Here is a 21,188-nt window from a genome sequence, read left to right as displayed (position 1 = left end):
ACGTCCTGCTGTGGGTCGGCGAACCCATGGGCGATAACGACTTCGTGATCAGCGCGGACGAGAAGCCGGGCACCCAGGCGCGGCCTCGTGTCCATCCCAGCCTACCGGCCGGGCCCGGACGGGCGATGCGGGTCGAGCACGAATACGCCCGGCGGGGAACCCTGGCCCACTTCGCCGCCTACGATGTCCACCACGCTCGGGTGTTCGGGCGCTGCGAGGACACCACCGGCATCGTCCCGTTCGCCCGGCTCGTCGAACAGGTCATGACTACCGGGCCCTACGCCTCGGCCCGGCGGGTTTTTTGGGTGGTGGACCAGGGCGCCTCCCACCAGGACCGGGCCGCCGCGGACCGCATGTCCAAGGCCTGGCCCAGCGCGCACATGGTGCGCCTACCGGTACACGCCTCCTGGCTCAACCAGGTAGAGATCTACTTCTCCGTCGTGCGACGCAAAGCCCTGACCCCGGACGACTTCTATCCTTTCAGGACCGTATGGAAGTCGAAGTCCTCATCGAGTTGGGTGGCCTGGATCGAGCGCAGCACGGCGCGGTGACCGGCGACCAGGACGAACCGGATGCCACAGCGGTCGGCATTCCGAGCGGCCTCGACCAGCAGGGCCAACCCGCTGGAGCCCAGGAACGTCACCCCGGACAGGTCGACCACCCCCACCCGCTCGGGCAGGCCGTCCAACCAGATCAGCACCTCGACGCGCACCGCCTCGACGCTGCTCATGTCGATCTCGTCCGCCACGTGCACCACCGGCACGCCCTCGACCGTGTCGGCCTGCACCGAGGCCGCCGCAGAAGCCGGGTTCTCGCTCATCCGCCTACACGCTTGCCCGCCACTCCGCAGGTAGGTGCGACTCATGGCACGGAGCGGTCCAGGTGCCACCACGCGAGGTCCGGTGACCCGGTCCGTCCGAGGGCCCGGTCAGCTGCGCGAACCGGCGCTGAGCGGTGCTGTGGTGGAGCGGGGTGAACGGCGACCGGCCGGCCCGACCGGTCCGGCGCGATGGGTGGTCGGGGTAGACCGCCGGGACGAGGTAGGTCCCCGGTCGCGCAGCTCGCCCGGGTCGCGGTCGGACGCCTGGCCGACCACGCGGATCAGCCACACGGCCGGCGGCGTCGGGACGGGTTCCGCCCGGAGGCGGGCGAACAGCGGGGCGAGGCGGTCGGCACCGCGCGGCACCGCCTCGGTCAGGCACTCCTCGAGGTCGTCCCGGCCGAGTGTCAGCAGATCGGCCCGGATGACGCGCGTCAGCCCGATCCCAGCCGCCTCCAGCTCCCGGTACTCGGCCAACCCGCAGGTGACGAGCGGGACCGGCGAACCCAGGCGGTTGACCGCCGTGATCGCCTGCGGCCACAGGTCGTCGGCGATGGTCGCCAGGCCGTCCGCCACGGGCAGCGTCAGGTCGCCCTCCAGCAGGGCGGCGGCGGCGACCCAGCGCACGGGCCGGCCCGGCCGGTGGTCGCGGGCCGGACTGCGGGCGTGCCAGCCGAACGCATAGCCCTCGTCGGGATTCCAGCCGGTGACCTGGACCACCACCGGCACGGGCTCGCCGGTGGTGCGCGGCCAGCACGTCGGACCAGCCGGATCGCCGACACGCCCCTTGCCCGAAGCCGGGTTGCCGAGCACCAACAGCCTTCGGGGCGGCAAGTGCGGGAACGACACACCGATCCGGTCGAACGGGGGGACATCGGCAGTCGACCCGGTGGCCGGGGGCGCGGATCGGCCGAGCCCGGGCACTCGACCCTGCCGCGCCACAGGTCGTTGACCGAGCCGTCCAGGCGCTCGGCCACCTCAACCAGCACACGGCTCGTCGCCGCGTCGACCGGTGTGGTGCCGGCAGGGCATCCCGGTCCAGCACGACCGGGTCGCCGGGGGTGCCGGCGGCCGCGGCGGCGCCGGGGAGGACTACCCACCGTTCGACTCCGTGCTCCCTTACCGCGAGTGGACGTCCGGAAGCAGGTGTCCTGTGCGCCGCCTCCTCGACCGCGCCCGCCGCAGATCGGGTTGATCTGCGGGTTGCGTTATCGTAGAGGGGCCGGTGGGTGTTCAGACAGCAGCATCCCGGATCTGGCCTAGTAGCCGTCGTGCGAGGCGCGGCCTGTGGAGAAGCCTGTTGATGATGTGTGATCCGGATGTGCCAGTCCTCGAATCGGCCGGATGACGAGATAGGTACGCCCGCCTTCGATCACGGCCGCGACCACTTCGGCCCGCAACTCCGGCGAATACTTCCCCGACTTCCTTGCCACGCAACCGGTCCCTTCCGAACTTCCCTCAGCCTACTTGGGGACGTGTCCAGAGAACTCGGGGCACCTCAAATTCGTGTTGGCGGTGGAACTGGCCCCGTGACGGTTCTTGGTCGTCGCGGTATGCCGGGTGGATGAGGTATGCGCAGGGGGGTGGCCTGACGCCTCGCGAGCAGCGGGCGCGGGAACGGATACGACTGGAGGCCGGTGCCCGGTTCGCCCGGGGTGAGAGGACCGCGGTGGTCGCCGCGGAGCTGCGGGTGGGTGTGCGGCAGGTGGAGAAGTGGCGCCGGGCGTGGCGTGAGGGCGGTCCGGACGCGTTGCGGTCGGCGGGGCCGATGTCGGTGGAACGCCTCTCGCCCGCACAGTGGGAGCGGCTGGTGCGCGAGTTGGGTAAGGGCCCGTTGGCGCACGGCTGGGACGAGGGTGGGGGCTGGACCCTGGCGCGGGTGAAGACCGTGATCGGCCGGTTGTTCCGAGTCGGTTACACCGTGCAGGGGGTGTGGCTGCTGTTGCGCCGGCACGGCTGGTCGTTGCAGGTCCCGGCGCATCGGGCGATCGAGCGTGACGACGGGGCGGTCGGGGTGTGGCACGAGGAGGTGTGGCCCTGGGTAAAAGACTCGCGGCGGACCTGGGCGCCGTCATCTGCTTCGAGGACGAAGCGGGCCAGGGGCTGAGACCACCGAAAGGGCGCAGCTGGGCGCCACGCGGTCAGACCCCGGTGTTCACCGTGCGCGGACGCCGCGCGGGTTGGGTGTCCATCGCCGGGGTGCTGTGTTTCAAGCCCGGCGATCGGCCGCGTCTGCTCTACCGGCTGCGTCTGTGGCATGGCCGCAAGGGCGAGCGGCGCGGCTTCACCTGGGCCGACTACCGGGACCTGATCGTGGCGGCCCACAACCAACTCCACTCTCCGATGGTGTGGATCTGGGACAACCTCAATGTCCACAAGACACACGAGCTGACCGACTTCATCACCGCCAACCGGGACTGGCTGCGGGTGGTGCACCTGCCGTCCTACGCACCGGACCTGAACCCGACCGAAGGAGTGTGGTCGCTGCTCAAACGGTCGCTGACCGACTTCGCCGCGGCCGACCTCGACCACCTGGTGCGCGTGGTGAAACGGAAACTCAAGAAGATCCAGTACCGCCCCGACGTGCTCGACGGCTGCCTCGCCCAGACCGGACTGACCCTCACGACGACAGCACGATCACGCCAACCGCCATCGCTCTTTTAACCTCTGTACCCGCATCGACTACCCCTATCGGCCGCGTGCCACCCGATCAGGTGGTCAAGGACAACGCGACCGGTAACGTCGAGGACAGCCCCGCCTTCGACGCCACCGCCAGGGCCTGGATTTCCACGAGTCGCTGGAGGACATGTCCGCGCGTGGACGTGCCCCTGACCATGTCGCCCACCCTGAGCAGCCGCAGCGGCAGGCGGGTCACCGTCGTGGCCGAGGACGGCGCGGACGCCACCATCCTGTCCAGCCGCGGCGCGTTGCCGGTGCGCGAGCACGACGCCAACCCCGAACGCCTCACCCTCACCACCCGACTGCTGCGCGAGGCCATCCCCGCCGACCTCGACGTCGGCGACCGGCTCTCACCGGCCTGCGGCGTGCTGGACTACCGCTACGGCACCTACGAGATCGCGGCCACCTACCGCGTGGCGCCGCTGCCCGCGCCGCACCTCGACCGGGAAACAGCCAGGCCCGCGCAGGCCGACGAGCTGGCCATCGCCACGTTCAACGTGGAAAACCTCTCCGCGGTCTCGCCGCAGGAGAAAGTCACCGAACTGGCCCGCACCATCACCACCAACCTCTCCTCCCCAGGCCTGATCGTGGTGGAGGAGATCCAGGACAACGACGGACCGACCGACAACGGCGTCACCGCCGCCGACAGAACCTGGCGCACACTGATCGACGGCATCACCGCCGTCGGCGGTCCCCGCTACGACTACCGCCAGATCGACCCGATCAACAACACTGACGGCCCCCTCAGCCTCAGCCCCGGCCGGATCGAACCCACCGACCCCGCCTTCACCGAGACCCGTAAATCCCTGGCCGGCGAGTTCGTCTCCCGCGGCACCCGGCTGGTGGTCGTGGCCAACCACCTGTCGGCCAAGCGCGGCGACGACCCGATCCTGGGTCGCTTCCAACCACCCCGCACCCCCAGCACCGAACGCCGCGCCCGGCAGACCGCGGTCCTGGCCGACTTCGCCCGCCAACTGCTCCACCGCGACCGGAACGCGCGGCTGGTGCTCGCCGGCGACTTCAACGACACCGAGTACTCCGCACCGTTGCGCACCCTGCGGGAGCTGGGGTTGACCGACCTGCCCGCCACGCTGCCCGAAGCCGAGCGCTACACCTACCTCTACCAGGGCAATGCCCAGGTCCTCGACCACATCCTGCTCAGCCCCGCCCTGACCGCAGGCCGCCACGACTACGACATCGTCCACGTCAACGCCGAATTCCACGACCAGGTCAGCGACCACGACCTCCAGACAGTCCGGCTACACGTCCCCTGACCCGTCCGGTCGCGACCGGAGCAGAGGCGGTCACCCCGGTCCATGCTCGGCCAGCCCAGGCCCGCCGTACACGATCAGCGTCCCGCATCTGGAAGTCACAGCCCGTCAGCGACATACGAGACTCGGGCAAGCCGAATAAAAACACATACCTAGTCATGTAAAGTCCCTGATCAAGAAGTGTGCTCCCCGCGCGAGCGGGGGTGGTCCCTCCCGGTGACGTCGTACCCGATCACCCACCCGGTGCTCCCCGCGCGAGCGGGGGTGGTCCGCGGTCACGCATGGGTCGGTCACCTCCAGACAGGTGCTCCCCGCGCGAGCGGGGATGGTCCCGTCACGCCGCCGGTGGAGTGAGTGCCGGTCAGGTACTTCCCTCGCGAGCGGGATGGTCCCCCAGCTCGTTCCACACCCTGCTGCACCCCTGTTGTCGTGCCCGATGCCCGCAGGCGGTTCGCCGGGAGTATCCAGTGCTGTTGCCTGGTCGCAATTTGTGCACAGCGCCCGGCAGCGTCGCTCATTCAGGTTGTCGACGACCCCGCAACACATTCACCCTGTCGATTCCCGACGTCGCCCGCTGCCCCGGCCGACTGCTCGCGCGGACCTGCCCCCGGCCCGCCACCGGTCCTCGCCGAGGTGACCGGCACCCGCCCGCGCCGCCGGCGACACGACGTCGTCCGCCTCACCTGGGCCGGCGCGCCGAGACGGGCTCGTGGAACCATGCACCGCACGTCCGAACCCATCAACCGGCGTGCCCACACCCTCCGCCCCGACCCCGCGGTGGCCGCCGCGGCGTGGGCGGACCCCGCCGCCAGCCGGGACCCGCTGCACCTGATCAAGGACTTCAGCCGCGTGACGGAGTCGCTGGCCGCCGCCGTGCAGGTGATCATCCCCCCGGTACGCGGCGACGAACTGGACAACCCGGAGTCCGCGACCACCTACAGCAGTGCCCTGACCGACCTCGACGGGGCCGCCGCCGGACTGCACGACCTGCACAGCTGGTTCTAACCACGCTCCGACCAGGGCGAAGACGGCGCGTGACGGACGGAGAACACGCGGCGACTGTCGGTACGTCGGTGAGTGGCCGTTGTACCGACCGGCGGGCCCGGCCTGTGCGTCATACGACCCGGTAGCCGCTTGATCGGTCGAGCGGATCACTCGTCCGGGTGGCACCACGGCGCGCGATAGCCAGGTCCGCCGGTACACCCCTCGCAACGGCCGTTCCCCGAGTCCGCTCGGGGACATCCCCGATGCCCTGCGGGGAGCCAGTCCCCTACGGTGCGGAAATGACGGCTGAACGACCAATCCCCGACACCGAGTCCGGCAAGCGCGCGCTCGCCTAGTAGGACTTTGTTAGGTCGAGTCGTGGGACGTGTGGGCGGTGTGATCTTCTTGTCGGGTGAGGCCGGAGGAGATGCATCGGGTTCGCCCGGTGATCGAGGGGTTCGCCGCGGAGATGTTCGGCGGGTTCGCCCGTCGTGACCAGCGGGCGAAGGGCGAGCTGTATCTGCGTGGGCTGTTGTCGGACGGCAAGCGCAAGTCGATGCAGCCGATGGCCGAACGCCTGGGGGTGGACCACCAGCAGTTGCAGCAGTTCGTCACCACGTCGACCTGGGATCACGTTGAGGTGCGGCGCCGTCTGGCGGTGTGGGCCGGCGGGTTCGTGGACCCGGACGCGTGGGTGGTGGACGACACCTCGTTCCCCAAGGACGGCAACGCCTCGCCGGGTGTGGCCAGGATGTACTGCGGTGCGTTGGGCAAGACGGCGAACTGCCAGGTCGGGATCAGCGTGCATGCGGTGACGGACTGGGCGTCGGCGGCGGTGGACTGGCGGTTGTTCCTGCCCGAGTCCTGGGACGACCGGCTGGCCGGCGACCCCGCCGAGGCTGGGGAAGTCCGGGTCCGCCGCGAGCGGTGCGCAATCCCCGAGCAGGTGCGGCATCGGGAGAAGTGGCGTCTGGCGCTGGACATGCTCGACGAGATCACCGACGACTGGGGATCGCCGCGCCGTCCGGTCGTCGCGGACGCCGGCTACGGCGACACCACCGCTTTCCGCCTCGGCCTGACCGACCGCGGCCTGACCTACGTGCTGGCCGTGCACTCCAACACCACCGCCCACCCGGCCTCGGCGATGCCCGTGACGGCCGACTACGGCGGCATCGGCCGCCGACCGGTACCCCGCTATCCCGAACCCGCGGCGGATCTGAAGACCCTGGCCATGAGCGCGGGCCGGGCGGCGGGCCGGTTCGTGGTCTGGCGCCACGGCTCCCACAAGACGGCCGCCAACCCCACCGGCCGGATGCGATCCCGCTTCCTGGCGCTGCGAGTGCGCCCTGCCAACCGCCACATCCCCAAAGCCTCCGACGGCAGCCTCCCGGAGTGCTGGCTGCTCGCGGAATGGCCGCCCGGAGCCGACGAACCCACCGACTACTGGCTCTCGACCCTGCCCGCCGACATCCGCTTGCGAGACCTGGTCAAGCTGGCCAAGATCCGCTGGCGCATCGAGCACGACTACCGCGAACTCAAAGACGGCCTCGGCCTGGACCACTTCGAAGGCCGCTCCTGGCTCGGCTGGCACCGCCACGTCACCCTCGCCTCCGTCGCCCAGGCGATCTGCACCCAGCTGCGCCGCACCCCAAAAGCCCCTGCGCAGGCATGACCCTCTACGCCGTCCTGCGCCACCTCCAACGATTACTCGCTGCCTGGACCGGCACCTGCCACACCTGCCGACAGCCGGTCCAGGCTCCAACACCACTCATAAAACCGCAGGTCAACACCACTTAACAAAGTCCTACTAGGCGCTCGCCCACGGCGAACGCTACCGGGTCCGACTGGACCTGGAGGTCACAGTGGTGGACCGCGACGCCGTGATGTCAGCGGTGCGCGACCGGCTCGCGTCGGTCAGCTTCGGCGACGAGGACACCCGAGCCAGGAGAACCGAACTGCTCGAACAGGACTTCCCGGAGGCGCTGCACTCCATCGTCGACGCGGGCGGCGTCTTCGCCGACGTCAACGCCCTGCACGTGCGATCGGCCCACGTCCAGGTCGAACCCCAAACACCCTGAGCGGCCGGCCGCAGGCAACCTGTGGCCGGCCCCGGACCGACGCGGCGGCCTGCCGGTGGAGGACCGCGTCGTGCTGGTCGACGGCGAGCCGGTGCACAGCACGGGGGTCGAGCACCGGGTGGGCGCCGAGAACCCGGTGGCGCACGCACGCCTGCCTGGAGTGCGACGGCGGTTGGGCGGTGGTCGGCGACCCGGGCGCCCTGGTCGATGCGCTCGCGGCGTGCTGGGTGACCCGGCCGATCCGACGTCGTCGGATCGGGTGGCGGCCGTGGTGGCGAGGGCCCGTGAGCCGCACCTGGAACTGCCCGACGACACGGGTCAGGTGCCCTCGGCAGGCGGTGGGGCGTCCACCAGCTGCACGCGGTCGGTGATGACCAGGGGTTTGTCGGCGGGGCCTTTGATGTGGCCGGGTACGACGGTTTCCTGGTGTTCGCAGTCGCCGGTGGCGTGCAGGTGGGGGTTGAGGCAGGTGTTGCGCCGGTAGGGGCGCACCGGCCAGCGGCGGGTCCACTGCGGTACCCGGCGGTGTTGGGATTGCTGTGCATCCTGGGCGCGGGCCTGGTCGGTGGGGCGGTGTCGGGTGTGCACGCGCACCAGCTGCACGCCGCCGGGGGTGGTGATCCCGTCGCGCCGGTCGCGTTTGAGTGCCCGGCGTGGGCGGTGGAGGGTTTCGGTGTCGGCGAGTTGGGCGGTGCCGGTCTGGGCCATGATCTGCCAGGTGGTGTAGACGACGTGTGCCCAGTGGTGCTCGGTGTCGGGCACGGGGCGTGGCAGTGGCCGGTCGAAGGCCAGCAGCGTCTCGGCCAGGCTGCGCAGCGGCGGCACTCCTTCGCGTCGTTCGATGTCGACCAGTTCGCCGGCGGTGACGGACACCCCGGGGCCGCCGGAGAAGACGGCGTCGGGGGGCAGTGCGTCCCAGCCCTGGCCGCCCGGTGTCCAGAAGGTCAACCACAGGCCGTGGAAGCTCCGTTCGAGCGGGACCGGGCCGTCGGGGGTGGTCCGGTTCCAGCGTGCGGCGGGGATGTCGTCGAGGTGGAGGTCGGCGGTGGTGACCGGTGACCAGGAGACCGCGACGATCGGGGTGGGCATCAGCAGCGTGCCCGGTCGGCAGGCGTTGGGGTAGCCGAGGTTGGCCAGTGACACCGCCGGGTCGAGGTCGCGGCCCCCGATGGGGTGGGCGAAGACCATCAATCCTGCTTCGGCGGGCATGCGGCGGGTCCGCACCGGCTCCCGGGAGGCGGTGTCGGCGGCGAGCGCGAGCGAGGTCATGTCCTCGTCCACCCAGTACAGCTGCGCCTGGCTGAGCCGTTGGTGCTCCAGGCGCGCCACCAGCCCGGCTCCGGTCGCAGCGGTGCGCACGACCAGGTCCGCGGGGCCGTCGATGTCGGGGAACACCATGTTCCGGTTCTGCACCACACGAACGACGAAGTCGAGGTTGTCCTCGTCCAGGACGTGGTCGCGCAACTGCAACCGGACCTCGGGCAGCTCGGTGGCGTTCAACGCCGTCCACCGCGCCACCAGCTCGGGGCGGATGGTCACCACCTGCAGCTCCGTTGCGTTGCGCGGAGACGGGTGTTGGTCATGTGGGTTCCGTTCGGTCAGAGCTGACGCAGTCCCTGCAGGACCCGGTCGAGGAAACCGAGGTAGTCCCCGTCCGGGATCTGTTTGTGTCACAGCGCTCGCAGCGCCGCGGCTCGTTCACGGTCGGCGGCGTCGGCTGTCGTTGTCCGGTAGGGCAGGTGTCCGGGCACGGGCAGGAACCCGGTCGGCGGGCCCGACTCGTGCAGCGGCGGCGGGGCCTGGTCGCCGTGGGCAAGTCCTCACGACGGATCGCTCACCTCGGGTGAGCGACGTGGTGGTGGAAGGCTCACCATCCCGCTCCCTGTGCCCGGCCCTTGCCCAGTCGACACCGGCGACGTGGACGTCCCCCGGATGCCCAGTGCATCCCTGCCGGTACCAGGCGGCCGCAAGAGCAGGCACGTTCCTCCGGCGGACTCGGCGAGGTGCTCACGCCTCGGCAAAGGTGATCACGTCCTCGTCGACGGCGTCCTGGTGGACCTTGCGGTCGTGCCAGTCGGCCCAGCGGGCCAGGACCATGCGGGAGTGGTCGACGGTCAATGCGACCTTGTCGAGCTTGCGCATCTTGGCCTGGAAGGCGTCCAGGGTGACGGGGTCGTCGTGGAAGGCGGTGGCGGTGTCGCCTTCCACGCACACCACCGGTTTGGCCCGCGGGCCCATGGCCATGAACATCCCGGGTCGTTGCAGATCGCCGTCCACGGCAGCGGTCAGGGGAACGACCCGGACGACGGTGTTGTGGGTGTTGGCCAGCAGGGCCAGGTTCAGCAGTTGGTCGCGCATCACCGCCGGGCCGCCCACGACGGTGCGCAGGGTGAGTTCGTGGAGGTAGTAGACCCAGCGTTGCCGCAGGGGCGAGGTCGCCCGCGTCCTGGCCTGTTCGGCGCGCTCGAACCGCAGTGTCGCCGACTGCTCGCTTCCGGTCAGCGCGAACGCGTACTCCCGGGTTTGGGTGGTGGTCGGCACCGTGCACGTCTCGTAGACGGTCACCACCTGGGCGGTGCGCTCGTGCAGCAGCAAACCGGGCGCGGCACCGGCGGGTTCGTGGCCGCGCACGAAACCACCACGGTCGGGAGTGGCCAGGATTTCCCTGACCCGGTCGCACTGCTCTGCGTCCGCCCCGAGGTGGCCCAGCAGCAGGAAGATGTCCTTGTCACTGGTTCCGCGTGTGCCCCGCTCCAGCTTCGACAGCTTGCCCGGCGACCAGCCCAGCACCTTGAGCAGATCGCGGAAGCCCACCTCGGAGCCCTTGCGGATCTGCCGCAGTGTCGCGCCCAACTCCCGGCTGAACGCGTCGCTGGGCCGGGAGTCCCCGAACCCGACGGTGGCTTCTTTCGTGCTCACAGACAACAGTCCTCACTCCTACAGCCGACACGTCGGCATCGGTTCTTCTACGACACGGCGGGGACCGGGGATCTCATCGGACGGCGACGAAACAGTCGTCCCGTCGCGCATCGGCTTTCCCGCTCACCTCTCCCCCGCGGTTCTCGGCGCGCCGCCGTCTCCGGGCTCGTGCCGGGGCGCCAGCCGCAGGGGGACGGGGGTGTGTTCCTTGAGGGAGATGGCCCGGCAGGCGATCAGGTCGCGTGTGTCCCGCGCGTCGAGGGCCAGCTCGGCCACGGCGCTGATCCTGTCGCGGTAGTCGCCGACGACGGCCGGGTCGTCGTGCACGACCGTGGCGTTGTCGGTGTCGCTGTAGACCATCGGCCGCAGCGGGGCGTCGAAGGTCAGCATGGTGGCCGGGCGGCGCAGGGCCGTCTGTCCTGCGCGTTTCATGGGGATCACCCGGACGGTGAGGCCGGGCAGGTCGGTCAGGGCGACCAGGTGCAGCAGCTGCTCGTGCACCACGGTCCTGTCACCCACGACCAGGTGCAGGGCCGTCTCGTGCAGGTAGATCACCACACCACACCCCCGGGGTGTGTGGGCGTGCAGCTCTCTGGTGCGGGCGGCGCGGATCCGGGCGATGTCGCGGTCACCGGTCAGCGCGGCGGTGTAGTCCTGGGTCTGGGCCAGGTCGGGCATGCCCACGGGGTCGTAGGTGGTGACGGTGCGGGCGCGGCGTTCGTGCAGCCGGACCGTGGTCAGGGCGTCGACGCAGAGGTCGTGGACGCGCACGAAGGTGCCGGTGTCGGGTTCGGCGGCGATGGCCAGGATGCGCTCACGGATTGCCTGGTCGGTGCCGTAGCGGTCCAGCAGGGCGGCGATGTCGACGTCACCGGCGCCGCGGCTGCCGGCCTCCAGCTCGGTCAGCCTGTCCGGCGACCACCCCAACTCCGCGCTGACCACGCCGATGGACGCCTGCGCCCTCTCGCGAGCCCGACGCAGTTCCTCACCCAACTCGCGGCTGTGAGCGGTGCTCGGACGGGGTGGCTGCTGGTGATGGATGGTCACGGTCGTCCTCGGCAGTGGTGGTGACAGTGGCGTGATCGGATGGACGGGCACTTTTGGCGTTGGTCGGGCGGCGGGAGCGGCGGGGACGGTCACGGGCCAGCCGGTCACGCCGCCTGCCGACCGGTACGAAACGGGACGGCGAGCAGCGGGTGGGCCGGGTCGCGGTTGACGGCCAGGGCCACCGGGGTGCTCGCGTCGTCGGCGCCACCGCCGTCGCCGAGACCGGTGCCGTCGGGGCGGGTGTCGACGGCATCGGCGGCCCGCCAGTGCGAGGCCCGCACGACCGGTCCGTCCAGGTCCCACCCCGCCGCGCGGACCATGCCGGCCAGCCCGCGTTCCGCGTCGGGACTCGCGGTGGTGGCCGCCCGCAGCGGCGCCGAGAGCACCAGCAGCGAGCCCCGTGGCGTCACCGCACGCCAGTCCCGCAACAACGTCACCATCTCGGTGTCCTCGTCCACGTGGTCGAGCAACCCCACCGTCAGCAGGCACACCGGCTCGGCCGGCACCAGCAACCGACCCGCCAGCACCGCGGTCCACGCCGCCCAGGGCACGAGCGCATCCGCACCCACCACCTCGCGCCGCCCCCGGCCCTCGCCCGCCCGGCCGTCCCACGTGCCGGTGCGGCACGCCTGGGACAGCAGGAGCCGGGACAGCTCCAGCAGCATCGGATCGGACTGCACGTAGACCACCACCGCGGGACGGGAACCGCGGTCGAGGACTTCGTGCGGCGCCCCCAACGCCGGAACACCGGTACCCACATCGACGAACACACGCAAACCTGCACGCCGCGCGTACTCCACCGCCCGGCCCAGGAAGTACCTGTCCTCCAGCGCCGTACGACGAACCCCCGGATTGTCCAACGACCACCACCGGGCCAGATCACGATCGGCCTGCACGTGATAGCCGCCGCCCAGCAGATAGTTCACCGCCCGCGCCGGATGCGCCGACACCGACCCGACCACAGCGGAATCCGCCCGCGACCACACCGCCCGCCCCAGCGGCCCGGACACCCCCGCGGAGTCCATCGGCGTCGACGCGCCGCCGACGGCATGAACATGGAGTTGCGGTGTCATCGGCCCGCCGCTCCGCACGACGCCACCGGCTCGAACGGCGCCACCGCGGCCAACCCGACCACACCGTCCCAGTCCAGGCTCTCGTCCCGCAGCAACTCGACCATCAACCACCCGACCGCGAGCGCACCCCGACCCACCCCACCACCGTGTTGCGGCAGCAGTCCGTCACCGGCCAGACCGAACTCGGCGACCAGAGCACGCAGCGAATAGTCCGGCAGCCCGCGGCGCAGACGCTGGGCCAGCAACAGCGTGTCCAGCACCACGACCGGCCGCCACGCCGGCAAGTGCTCGGCCAGCATCCGGTAGGAGGTCGGGGCGTCGTGCACGACCACGACCCGACCGGTCAACACCGGCTCCACCTCACGCGCGACCCCATGCCACAACGGCGCACGCCGCACCGCACCGTTGTCGATACCGTGCACCGCCGTCGCCGCCGGAAGGATCACCGTCTCCGGACGCACCAACCACGACCGCAACACCGGACCACCACCCGACACGGGCACATCCAGCACCGACACCGACACGATCTCCGCCGGCACACCCCCATTACCCTCGACACCCACCACCGCCACAGCACACCCGGCCAAAGCAGCGGGAACACGAAAAGTCACGACACCTCCATTACAATTGGTCGCATAGGCGGACGCAAGGCGATTGCGGATATCGACCGCAAGCCAAACGAACATTGTCGACCGAAGCCAGGAACAAAATCGGCAAGTTCGCGGAAATATTGCGGCAGCCGTCCCGTCGATAGGCGGCACGCACACCGCTAAGCAGCGGCAGCATGAAACTCAGCAGCGCGATGACCGCCCCGAAAAAGCCCGCCAATGAACATATACGATACCGAACATGTCACCGATACGTGTCTACCCGACTGCTCCAGGAACTAATTTCAAAAATTTCGTGTCGTGACGGCATTATCTAGCGAGCACAATTTCCCCATGGCCGCATCGCGCGGTAAGCATCGGTCTATCGACGTGGCACCGTGCGACAGCCAACCTGGCCACGATTCTGGATGTGGCTTCGTTCAGGATTGCGGCAACGGCGAACCGGTTCATGTGTGCGACGCTAGATCGAGTTGGCGACGATCTTTTGCCACCGTGTCAAAGTCACCCGACCGGGCTAGACAGGCAGGCCCGCCCGGTATGCCATGCCCCGAAGCTCACGGCCGACGGCGTCCCGACGCGCCTTGGTCAGCAGTTCGGCCAGCACCGAACGCATGAACGGGTGCCGGTGGATACGGGCGGGACTGATCTGCTCGGCGCGGCGCAACATCACCACGGCATCGTCGTGGCGGCGCGGCAGCCTGGCCAGCGCCCGTCCGTACTCCCGCCAGTACGCCGCCCGACGGGTCGGAGACGGTAGCTCGGCAGGATTCACCGTGGTGGCGATTCGGGCGGCTTCAGCATGGTTGCCGGCCTCCAATGCCACCGACATGCGCCACACGGCCACGTTGGCGGAGTTGAACCCGAACCACAGCGGATCGTCTTCACCGTCCACCGCGGCAGCCAGATCCGCAGCCTGGTCAAGCGCAGCGGCACGCTCTGATCGCTCACCACTAGCGGCAGCGACCAACGACGACGTGAGCGTCAGCATCCCCGTGACCGACAGCGATGCCGGTTCAGCGGTCCCCGGGACGTTCTCGACGAGCTGCCGCCCGGCCATGTCGAACGCGCCCGCGGCGAGCAGTCCGTGCGCGGAGCCGAACGCCGAGACGGCGCAAAACACCGGATCATCCAGCCGCTCGGCGGCCTGCCTGCCCAGGGTCACCGCCTGCCACGCCAGGTCTACGCTCGCACCGATGTCCGTCAACCACGCTTGCGTACCCTGAATCTGCAGCAGCACCAGCAGTCGCAGCACATGTTCAATCTCGCGGTTGGCGTTCAGCGTGGTGTGGAGATCCTGGATGAGGCCGGGGAGGTCGGCGCCGACCTCCGTGTAGCGACACCTGCGTTGAGCCTCCATCAACCGCCCTACACGTACCTCCAACACCTCGGCCGGCACGACTTGGCCGCGTGGATCGCCCATGCTGACCGCAAGCAGCGCCAGGCGCACCGCGGCCAGAGCCCGGTCCTCCTCCACATGGCCGGGCGGCGCCACCGCAGCACCGGTGATGTCGGTCGGCGCGACCTCCAGCGCATCGGCCAACGCCTTGATCAGCGAACGCCGGTCCAGCGCCCGTGCGCCCGACTCCAGCCGGGACAGGTAGGACAAGGAGATGCCCGCACGGTCCGCGACAACCGCAAGGCTCTTGCCTTTGGCATGGCGAATCTGCCGCAGCCTGCGACCGAGGTCAGCCCCATCCTCGTGCATGGTCCTACCTCTTTGCCGGTGCCTCGCCTCCGACGCCCCCGCTCGTCGACCGGGGGACCTTCACCTCAACGAACAGGCACCCACCAGCATACTCCGACATGCCCATGTTGATCACTCATAACATACGCCGACCAGCGCAGACACACATGATCAACAATCTCGCAACACCCGGCACACCCACTACCACCACACCAGCCGTCACGACTCCACACCCGGCAAGCACCGCTCAGCAGGATGGTTCCCCATACCGCGAAGCGGCCGCCCGCTTCGCGACCTTCTCCGTGCGGACGGCTTCGAGGAGATGCACGCCAACCCGATCTCGCCCAAGCCGTACCTCCCCTGCAAGTAAGGATGGATCGACTACGCAGGGTCAGCCAGCCAGATCCGCTCACCTCACAGCACAGCACGCTCCACCGCAGCCGTACCTGCCCTTCGCGGGCATCGACGAACGGCCAGCATCCTCGATCGAGTCACACGCCAGCGGAACCCCAGTCTCCCGAACACATCGGAGGTCGCCGATATACGAGACTGGAACGAACCGAATAAAAACGCGCAGTTCGACCTGTAAAGTTCCTGGTCAAGAAGTGTGCTCCCCGCGCGAGCGGGGGTGGTCCGGACCAAGACCAGCAGGAAGGACCAGCGGCATGGTGCTCCCCGCGCGAGCGGGGGTGGTCCTCGTGGAAGGTGCGCACGGCGACCGGCATGGCGTGCTCCCCGCGCGAGCGGGGGTGGTCCGTCGGCCTCGATCAGGTCCCAGTGGCGGAGGAAGTGCTCCCCGCGCGAGCGGGGGTGGTCCGGGTGCGGTCCCGCACACGTGGGCGCAGATTGCGTGCTCCCCGCGCGAGCGGGGGTGGTCCAGGTGGGACTCGGAGATGTTGGGCACCAGCACGTGCTCCCCGCGCGAGCGGGGGTGGTCCCTCGTGGTCGACCACCGGTGCGTCGTCGACCATGTGCTCCCCGCGCGAGCGGGGGTGGTCCGTTGAACGCGTCCTCGATCACGTCGCCGGAGAAGTGCTCCCCGCGCGAGCGGGGGTGGTCCCGTGTCATCGGCGTTCACGAAGCGGCTCCCGGAGTGCTCCCCGCGCGAGCGGGGGTGGTCCCCGGCTGCCGGGGCTCCCGCTGCGCTTGGTCACGTGCTCCCCGCGCGAGGGCGGGATGGTGCAGCGGAAGACCACCAATTGGTTACCGGCAAGCGGAGATGGTCCGAGTACAGGTTCACCGGCCCCGGCTTGGGCCACGTTTTGCCTACGCAAACGAGGATGGCGTGCTCACGGGTGCAGATGCCCGATGCCGTCAGAGCGCTCTCCGCGTAGGCGGGGGTGGTCCCAGGCTGAGGGGGTGAAGGTCGAGCTGATTGACGTGGTGGTCCCAGTGTCAGCGGGATGGTCCGGCGTCCGCGTTGAGTAACGCACAGTCCGACCAAGCGCTTCCCGTGCGAACGGTAGGCAATCCGGATAGATCCCCACAATCAAGCTTCATATGGGATCCGTAGGAGCTTCGCGACGTCTCCATCACGACCAGGGCGCTGATTCACAGCCCGGATACCCCCGGTGTCGGGTCGGGTGACTATCGACGGCCTGTGCCACGCTCGCACGGCAAGGAAGGAGGCACAGTGGCGTCAACCCAGGAGGTGGCCGCACAGGTCCGAGCCGCATGCGCGAAGGGCGAGAAGGCACGCACGGCGTTGGAGCGGGCCGAAGACCTGGCCCAAGAGGCACACGACATGCTCGCCCGCGCGTTGGAAGGCGCACGGCACCTCGAAACGGACGGGGCACAGATACTGTCCGCGCTCACCGGAGTCATGGACGCGTGCAAAGGCCATTACTGGCCACTGCTCAACGAAGCAGTGAAAGCCGCCCAAAGCTACGCAGACCACCTGGCGACTCCAGCCATTCCCGAGCCAGACCCGGCCGCTCGGCCCTCGCAACCACCCCTGGCCCGACCGGCCGCACCCGGCGAGCCGCCCGTAATCCCGCCCGAACGAATCGAGATGCTATTGAGTCGAAAGTGATTGGTTGCCTGTAGGCTGACTGGATGGTTGAGGTCGAGGGTGCGCACCGGTTGTCGCCTGCGGAGCAGGAGGTGCTGCGTCTGCGGGTGGTTGCGGCGTTGGAGTCCGGGCGGGTCGAGGACTACAAGCAGGCGGCGGAGGTGTTCGGGGTCTCCGAACGCTCGGTGGGCACGTGGTGGCGTGCTTACCGGCGGGACGGTCGCGACGGCCTGGCGACCCGCAAAGGACGGCCCGGCCCCGCCGAACTGATCGACGCGGAGGATCGGGGCACGTTGTTCGCGGCGATGGCCGACTACACGCCCGAGGAACTGCTGATCGGCGGCCCGTTGTGGACCCGTCAGGCGGTGGTCGAGCTGATCCGGCTGGTCGTGGGCGTGGACATGACCGAGCAGGGTGTCGGGTTGTGGCTGCGTCGCCACGGGTTCACCCCGCAGCGCCCGGCGCGGCGGGCCTATGAGCAGCAGTCTGCTGCGGTGCGTGCGTGGCTGGACGAGGAGTATCCGGCGATCGAGGCACGGGGGAAGGCCGAGGGCGCGGTGATCGCGTGGGTGGACCAGTGCGGGCTGCGCTCCGACACCGCGCCGCCCGGCCGGTCCTGGGCGCCCGAGGGTCGCACGCCGATCGTGCGGGTGACCGGGAAACGCCTGCGGGTCAACGTCATGTCCGCGGTCGCCTCCCGCGGCGCGTTGTGGTTCACCGTGTTCACCGAGCGCTTCACCGCGACCGTGTTCACCACGTTCCTCGACCGCGTGGCGCGTCAGGCCGGCCGGAAGGTGCACGTCATCGCCGACCGGCACCCGGTTCACCGGAGCAAGGCCGTCCGCGCCTGGCTCGAGGACAACGCCGACCGGGTCGAGTTGCACCTCATGCCCGGCTACAGCCCCGAACTCAACCCCGACGAACTGCTCAATGCCGACCTCAAACGCAACGTCAACGCCTCACGAGCCCACACCGTCGACCGACTCGCCCACGAGACCCGACGCTTCCTGCGCCGCCGCCAGCACCAGCCGCACATCGTCCGCGGCTACTTCCGGGCACCGCACGTCCGCTACACCGACATGTAGGCAACCGAACACTTTCGACTCAATAAGACGCGAGCTACCCCCGCCCGTGGAGCCCGGAACCGGGCAGCGGACGCACGGCCGGTGGATCGGCCCGGACGGCCAGGCCCAACCGATCGTCAGCGGACGCGACGCCCGTTCCAAACTCGTCAACGAACAGCTGGCGGACAAGGGATGGGCGGAGGGCACCGCCCGATCCGGCGACGTTGAGATGAAACTGGCCGCACACATGGCCGCGAACGGGATCGAACACGCCACGATAGTGATCAACCACGTGGTGTGTAAGGGAAAACTGAACTGCGACACCCTGGTGCCGATCCTCCTCCCGGACGGGGCCACACTGACCGTGTACGGGATCAACACCAAAGGAACGCGCACCCGCACCCGCTATACAGGAGGAGCACAGCCGTGGTGGACCTAGAGGTTTGGTACGACGAGGACCAGAACGACGCCGTGATCGTCCGCACTCCGGCCGAGCTGGACGCCGTGTTGGACACCGTGGCCGGCCGGGAAGGCCGCGTCCTCGTGGACCTGTACGTGGTCGGAAACCCCGGCCGCGCGAACTTCAACGTCGGACTGCACGGCCGGGCCGGGCGGGGCGCGCTGTACTACGCCAGTAGCGGACAGAAGTGGTTCAGCACGGAAACCCCCGGCCCCGACTGGAGTGCCGACGAACCGGTCCTGTACTACCTGATGAACTCGGACACCGAGTACCCGGCCGATTCCGAAATCCCGCTGGACGTGGTACGCCGGGCCGCCCACGAGTTCATGACCACCGGAGGCGAACGTCCCACCGCGTCCACCTGGCGAGCCGCCCCGGACTGGTGGTGACCCGATGGGATCGGCGTGCCGTGCCGGACACCGACGAGGCGACGTGGACGGTCACCAGCCACGCCGTGGACACCTCCGACCGGGACCATTTTTCGCCGTCCAGCCGCCACAATCGGCCTGTCACAGGTGTGGTGTCGGGGATCGTGCCGACGTTGAGTCGGCAAGCGGCAAGACCCACCAGGGAGAGGCTGGCCGAACTCCTCGACATGAATGTCGGCACCGTGCAAAACTGGGAGCCGGGACGCCGCCCACTGGCGTGCTCCCCGCGCGAGCGGGGATAGTCCCGACGGGTCGTTCAGCATGCTGCGCATGGGTCCGTGCTCCCCGCGCGAGCGGGGGTGGTCCGTGCGGCAGCGTCGCCGACGCGCATGGCACCCAGTGCTCCCCGCGCGAGCGGGGGTGGTCCCATCTGGCCCGCGAACACGTCCCAGTTGCCATCGTGCTCTCCGCGCGAGCGGGGGTGGTCCGTCCTCCATGTGCTGCGGGCTCCAGGTCCACCGGTGCTCCCCGCGAGCGGGGGTGGTCCGGTCGGGTCGACCGCGTGGGTGGAGAACGAGGCGTGCTCCCCGCGCGAGCGGGGGTGGTCCGTCGCCGAGAGCACCTGGCACCGCGAGCAGCAGGTGCTCCCTGCGCGAGCGGGGGTGGTCCCAACCTGCGCCATACGCCGGAGGTCAACCGTGGGTGCTACCCGCACGAGCGGGGGTGGTCCCCGCTCGGGGCCGACCAGACGCCAGGCTGCGGGGTGCTCCCCGCGCGAGCAGGGGTGGTCCGGTCAGGGGCGGAGCGTCGTCGGGCGCTGGATCGTGCTCCCCGCGCGAGCGGGGGTGGTTCGCTTCCGGCGCCAGGACGTGGGACGCGGCCGGGGTGCTCCCCGCGCGAGCGGGGGTGGCCCCATATCGAGTTGCCCCGCGATCTAGGTCGGGTCGTGCTCCCCGCGCGAGCGAGGGGTGGTCCGGTGCTGGGCGCGTGGTGGAACGGCACCAAGCGGTGTGGCGGGCACCCCTTCTCGACCTCCTGCCGCAGGGTTCGCGACTGGATACACAGCTGTTCGGCCGCCTGGTCGTAGCTGTAGAGCGCGAGGAGATTGTTGCCGGAGTTGCCGAGGAAGGGGACGGCCGGGGCCTTGGGTGTTCATTTTCTGTTGTCTGCCAACGGTGTTACACGGTGGTACCCGTCCGCTCTGAGCCGCGTGAAGCCACCCCGGCCACGTGTTGACCACTGCTGTCCACCACTGTCACACCACGGCGCGATCACCAGTGCGGGGCGTCACCGGTGGCTCACCGAACGTGACACTGTGGGGCCGGGGGAAGGGAGCGGTACTGATGGCGTCAACCCGGGACGTGGCCGCACAGGTCCGGGCCGCGTGCAAAAAAGGCACGAGAGCATGGACCGCGCTCGAACAGGCGGAAGACCTGGCCGGGGATGCCCATGACATGTTGGCTCGCGCGCTGGAAGGTGCGCGTCACCTCGAATCGGACGGAGAACAGGTGCTGGCCAAGTTCCAGAGGGTGATGGATGCCTGCAAGGGCTACCTGTGGCCGCTGCTGAACGAAGCTGTGAAAGCCGCCGAGAATTACGCGGACCGCCTGGCGACCGAAGGCACCTCCGCCCCGACACCAACCGCCCAGCGGCCCACACAGCCACCCCGGACACAGCCACCGCAACGACCTCCGACCCGCCGAGCCGAACCGGATGACCCGCCCGTGATCCCGCCCGAACGGATCGAGGCGCTACGGCGGGAATTGCCACCGCCCGTGGTACCCAGGACCGGACAAAAGACGCACGGCCGGTGGATCGGCTCGGACGGCACCGTTCAGCAGATCATGAGCGGACGGGATGCGCGTGCGGACCTGGCAGACCAGCAGCTGGCAGCGAAAGGAATGCCCGGTCAAACCGTGCGTTCCGGTGACGTGGAAATGAAGTTGGCCGCCGACATGGCCGTGAACGGAATCAGACACGTGACCGTGGTCATCAACCACGTGCCGTGTAAAGGCCGGTGGAACTGTGGGCCTTCACCCCGGATGTTGGACACGGGGTTATGCGGCGTGGGTCAGCGTAGTCGGTGTCGGTAGCAGGCTGTTTTCGTAGTCGATCGGGGAGG

The 21,188-nt window shown here is 69.5% G+C and carries 17 protein-coding genes, 2 pseudogenes and 1 CRISPR repeat array; of the genes and pseudogenes, 11 read left to right on the top strand and 8 right to left on the bottom strand.

The features are described 5' to 3' along the window. Nucleotides 1-551 (top strand): transposase (locus ACFV4N_RS23740; RefSeq protein ID WP_499674772.1); only part of this gene is annotated, 551 nt, incomplete at its 5' end. Here ACFV4N_RS23740 and ACFV4N_RS23735 read toward each other — a convergent pair. Continuing rightward, nucleotides 473-820 carry an STAS domain-containing protein gene (locus tag ACFV4N_RS23735; protein ID WP_499674771.1) on the bottom strand — a complete coding sequence of 116 codons (348 nt, stop codon included), beginning with the start codon at nucleotides 818-820 and terminating at the stop codon, nucleotides 473-475. The two genes, ACFV4N_RS23740 and ACFV4N_RS23735, sit on opposite strands and share 79 nt — an antisense overlap. A 108-nt stretch (nucleotides 821-928) precedes the next feature. Then, nucleotides 929-1,549: a hypothetical protein gene (locus tag ACFV4N_RS23730; protein ID WP_499674770.1), complete on the bottom strand. Its 621-nt coding sequence runs from the start codon at nucleotides 1,547-1,549 to the stop codon at nucleotides 929-931. Between the two features lie 835 nt (nucleotides 1,550-2,384). Here ACFV4N_RS23730 and ACFV4N_RS23725 point away from each other — a divergent pair. From ACFV4N_RS23725 to ACFV4N_RS23705, 5 genes and pseudogenes are all read left to right on the top strand, one after another. After that, nucleotides 2,385-3,484 (top strand): annotated as a pseudogene (locus ACFV4N_RS23725) (IS630 family transposase). Between the two features lie 35 nt (nucleotides 3,485-3,519). Next, nucleotides 3,520-4,773 (top strand): endonuclease/exonuclease/phosphatase family protein, encoded by a 1,254-nt coding sequence (locus tag ACFV4N_RS23720; protein WP_499674769.1) that lies wholly within the window; start codon nucleotides 3,520-3,522, stop codon nucleotides 4,771-4,773. Nucleotides 4,774-5,487: 714 nt separating this feature from the next. Continuing rightward, the gene (locus ACFV4N_RS23715) at nucleotides 5,488-5,775 is read left to right on the top strand and encodes a hypothetical protein (protein ID WP_499674768.1); all 288 of its coding nucleotides are present in this window, start codon (nucleotides 5,488-5,490) and stop codon (nucleotides 5,773-5,775) included. Nucleotides 5,776-6,166: 391 nt separating this feature from the next. Then, nucleotides 6,167-7,426 carry an IS701 family transposase gene (locus ACFV4N_RS23710; protein WP_499674767.1) on the top strand — a complete coding sequence of 420 codons (1,260 nt, stop codon included), beginning with the start codon at nucleotides 6,167-6,169 and terminating at the stop codon, nucleotides 7,424-7,426. A gap of 193 nt (nucleotides 7,427-7,619) precedes the next feature. Further along, nucleotides 7,620-7,832 carry a hypothetical protein gene (locus ACFV4N_RS23705; RefSeq protein WP_499674766.1) on the top strand — a complete coding sequence of 71 codons (213 nt, stop codon included), beginning with the start codon at nucleotides 7,620-7,622 and terminating at the stop codon, nucleotides 7,830-7,832. A gap of 318 nt (nucleotides 7,833-8,150) precedes the next feature. On the opposite strand, the gene ACFV4N_RS23700 is transcribed toward ACFV4N_RS23705, so the two are convergent. The 6 genes from ACFV4N_RS23700 to ACFV4N_RS23675 all read right to left on the bottom strand — a co-directional run bounded on the left by ACFV4N_RS23700 (nucleotide 8,151) and on the right by ACFV4N_RS23675 (nucleotide 15,184). Then, the gene (locus ACFV4N_RS23700; protein ID WP_499674765.1) at nucleotides 8,151-9,374 is read right to left on the bottom strand and encodes a hypothetical protein; all 1,224 of its coding nucleotides are present in this window, start codon (nucleotides 9,372-9,374) and stop codon (nucleotides 8,151-8,153) included. 465 nt (nucleotides 9,375-9,839) lie between these two features. Continuing rightward, the gene (locus tag ACFV4N_RS23695) at nucleotides 9,840-10,751 is read right to left on the bottom strand and encodes a Scr1 family TA system antitoxin-like transcriptional regulator (RefSeq protein ID WP_499674764.1); all 912 of its coding nucleotides are present in this window, start codon (nucleotides 10,749-10,751) and stop codon (nucleotides 9,840-9,842) included. A gap of 123 nt (nucleotides 10,752-10,874) precedes the next feature. Continuing rightward, entirely contained in the window at nucleotides 10,875-11,744 is an 870-nt protein-coding gene (locus ACFV4N_RS23690) for a helix-turn-helix domain-containing protein (protein ID WP_499674763.1), read from the bottom strand. A 158-nt stretch (nucleotides 11,745-11,902) separates the two neighbouring features. Beyond that, nucleotides 11,903-12,823, bottom strand: coding sequence for an SAM-dependent methyltransferase (locus ACFV4N_RS23685; protein ID WP_499674773.1), 921 nt, complete (start codon nucleotides 12,821-12,823; stop codon nucleotides 11,903-11,905). 44 nt (nucleotides 12,824-12,867) lie between these two features. After that, the gene (locus tag ACFV4N_RS23680; RefSeq protein WP_499674762.1) at nucleotides 12,868-13,437 is read right to left on the bottom strand and encodes a 3'-5' exonuclease; all 570 of its coding nucleotides are present in this window, start codon (nucleotides 13,435-13,437) and stop codon (nucleotides 12,868-12,870) included. Nucleotides 13,438-13,993: 556 nt separating this feature from the next. After that, the gene (locus ACFV4N_RS23675; RefSeq protein WP_499674761.1) at nucleotides 13,994-15,184 is read right to left on the bottom strand and encodes a helix-turn-helix domain-containing protein; all 1,191 of its coding nucleotides are present in this window, start codon (nucleotides 15,182-15,184) and stop codon (nucleotides 13,994-13,996) included. A 586-nt stretch (nucleotides 15,185-15,770) separates the two neighbouring features. After that, a CRISPR array of direct repeats spans nucleotides 15,771-16,284; the repeat unit is 28 nt; unit sequence GTGCTCCCCGCGCGAGCGGGGGTGGTCC. Between the two features lie 512 nt (nucleotides 16,285-16,796). Between ACFV4N_RS23675 and ACFV4N_RS23670 the strand changes: the two genes are divergently transcribed. The 5 genes and pseudogenes from ACFV4N_RS23670 to ACFV4N_RS23650 all read left to right on the top strand — a co-directional run bounded on the left by ACFV4N_RS23670 (nucleotide 16,797) and on the right by ACFV4N_RS23650 (nucleotide 21,159). Beyond that, nucleotides 16,797-17,195 carry a hypothetical protein gene (locus ACFV4N_RS23670; protein ID WP_499674760.1) on the top strand — a complete coding sequence of 133 codons (399 nt, stop codon included), beginning with the start codon at nucleotides 16,797-16,799 and terminating at the stop codon, nucleotides 17,193-17,195. Between the two features lie 23 nt (nucleotides 17,196-17,218). Further along, on the top strand, nucleotides 17,219-18,259 hold the full coding sequence (locus ACFV4N_RS23665) for an IS630 family transposase (protein ID WP_499674759.1): 1,041 nt from the start codon (nucleotides 17,219-17,221) through the stop codon (nucleotides 18,257-18,259). Nucleotides 18,260-18,272: 13 nt separating this feature from the next. Next, nucleotides 18,273-18,677 (top strand): annotated as a pseudogene (locus ACFV4N_RS23660) (DddA-like double-stranded DNA deaminase toxin); the annotation flags it as partial. Then, entirely contained in the window at nucleotides 18,665-19,087 is a 423-nt protein-coding gene (locus tag ACFV4N_RS23655; RefSeq protein ID WP_499674758.1) for an Imm1 family immunity protein, read from the top strand. The pseudogene ACFV4N_RS23660 and the gene ACFV4N_RS23655, both read left to right, overlap by 13 nt. Before the next feature lie 1,322 nt (nucleotides 19,088-20,409). Continuing rightward, on the top strand, nucleotides 20,410-21,159 hold the full coding sequence (locus ACFV4N_RS23650) for a DddA-like double-stranded DNA deaminase toxin (RefSeq protein WP_499674757.1): 750 nt from the start codon (nucleotides 20,410-20,412) through the stop codon (nucleotides 21,157-21,159). Nucleotides 21,160-21,188 lie beyond the last annotated feature (29 nt).

This window comes from Actinosynnema sp. NPDC059797, assembly GCF_042732085.1.
GTDB lineage: Bacteria > Actinomycetota > Actinomycetes > Mycobacteriales > Pseudonocardiaceae > Actinosynnema.
This window is presented reverse-complemented; position numbering and strand designations above follow the sequence as displayed.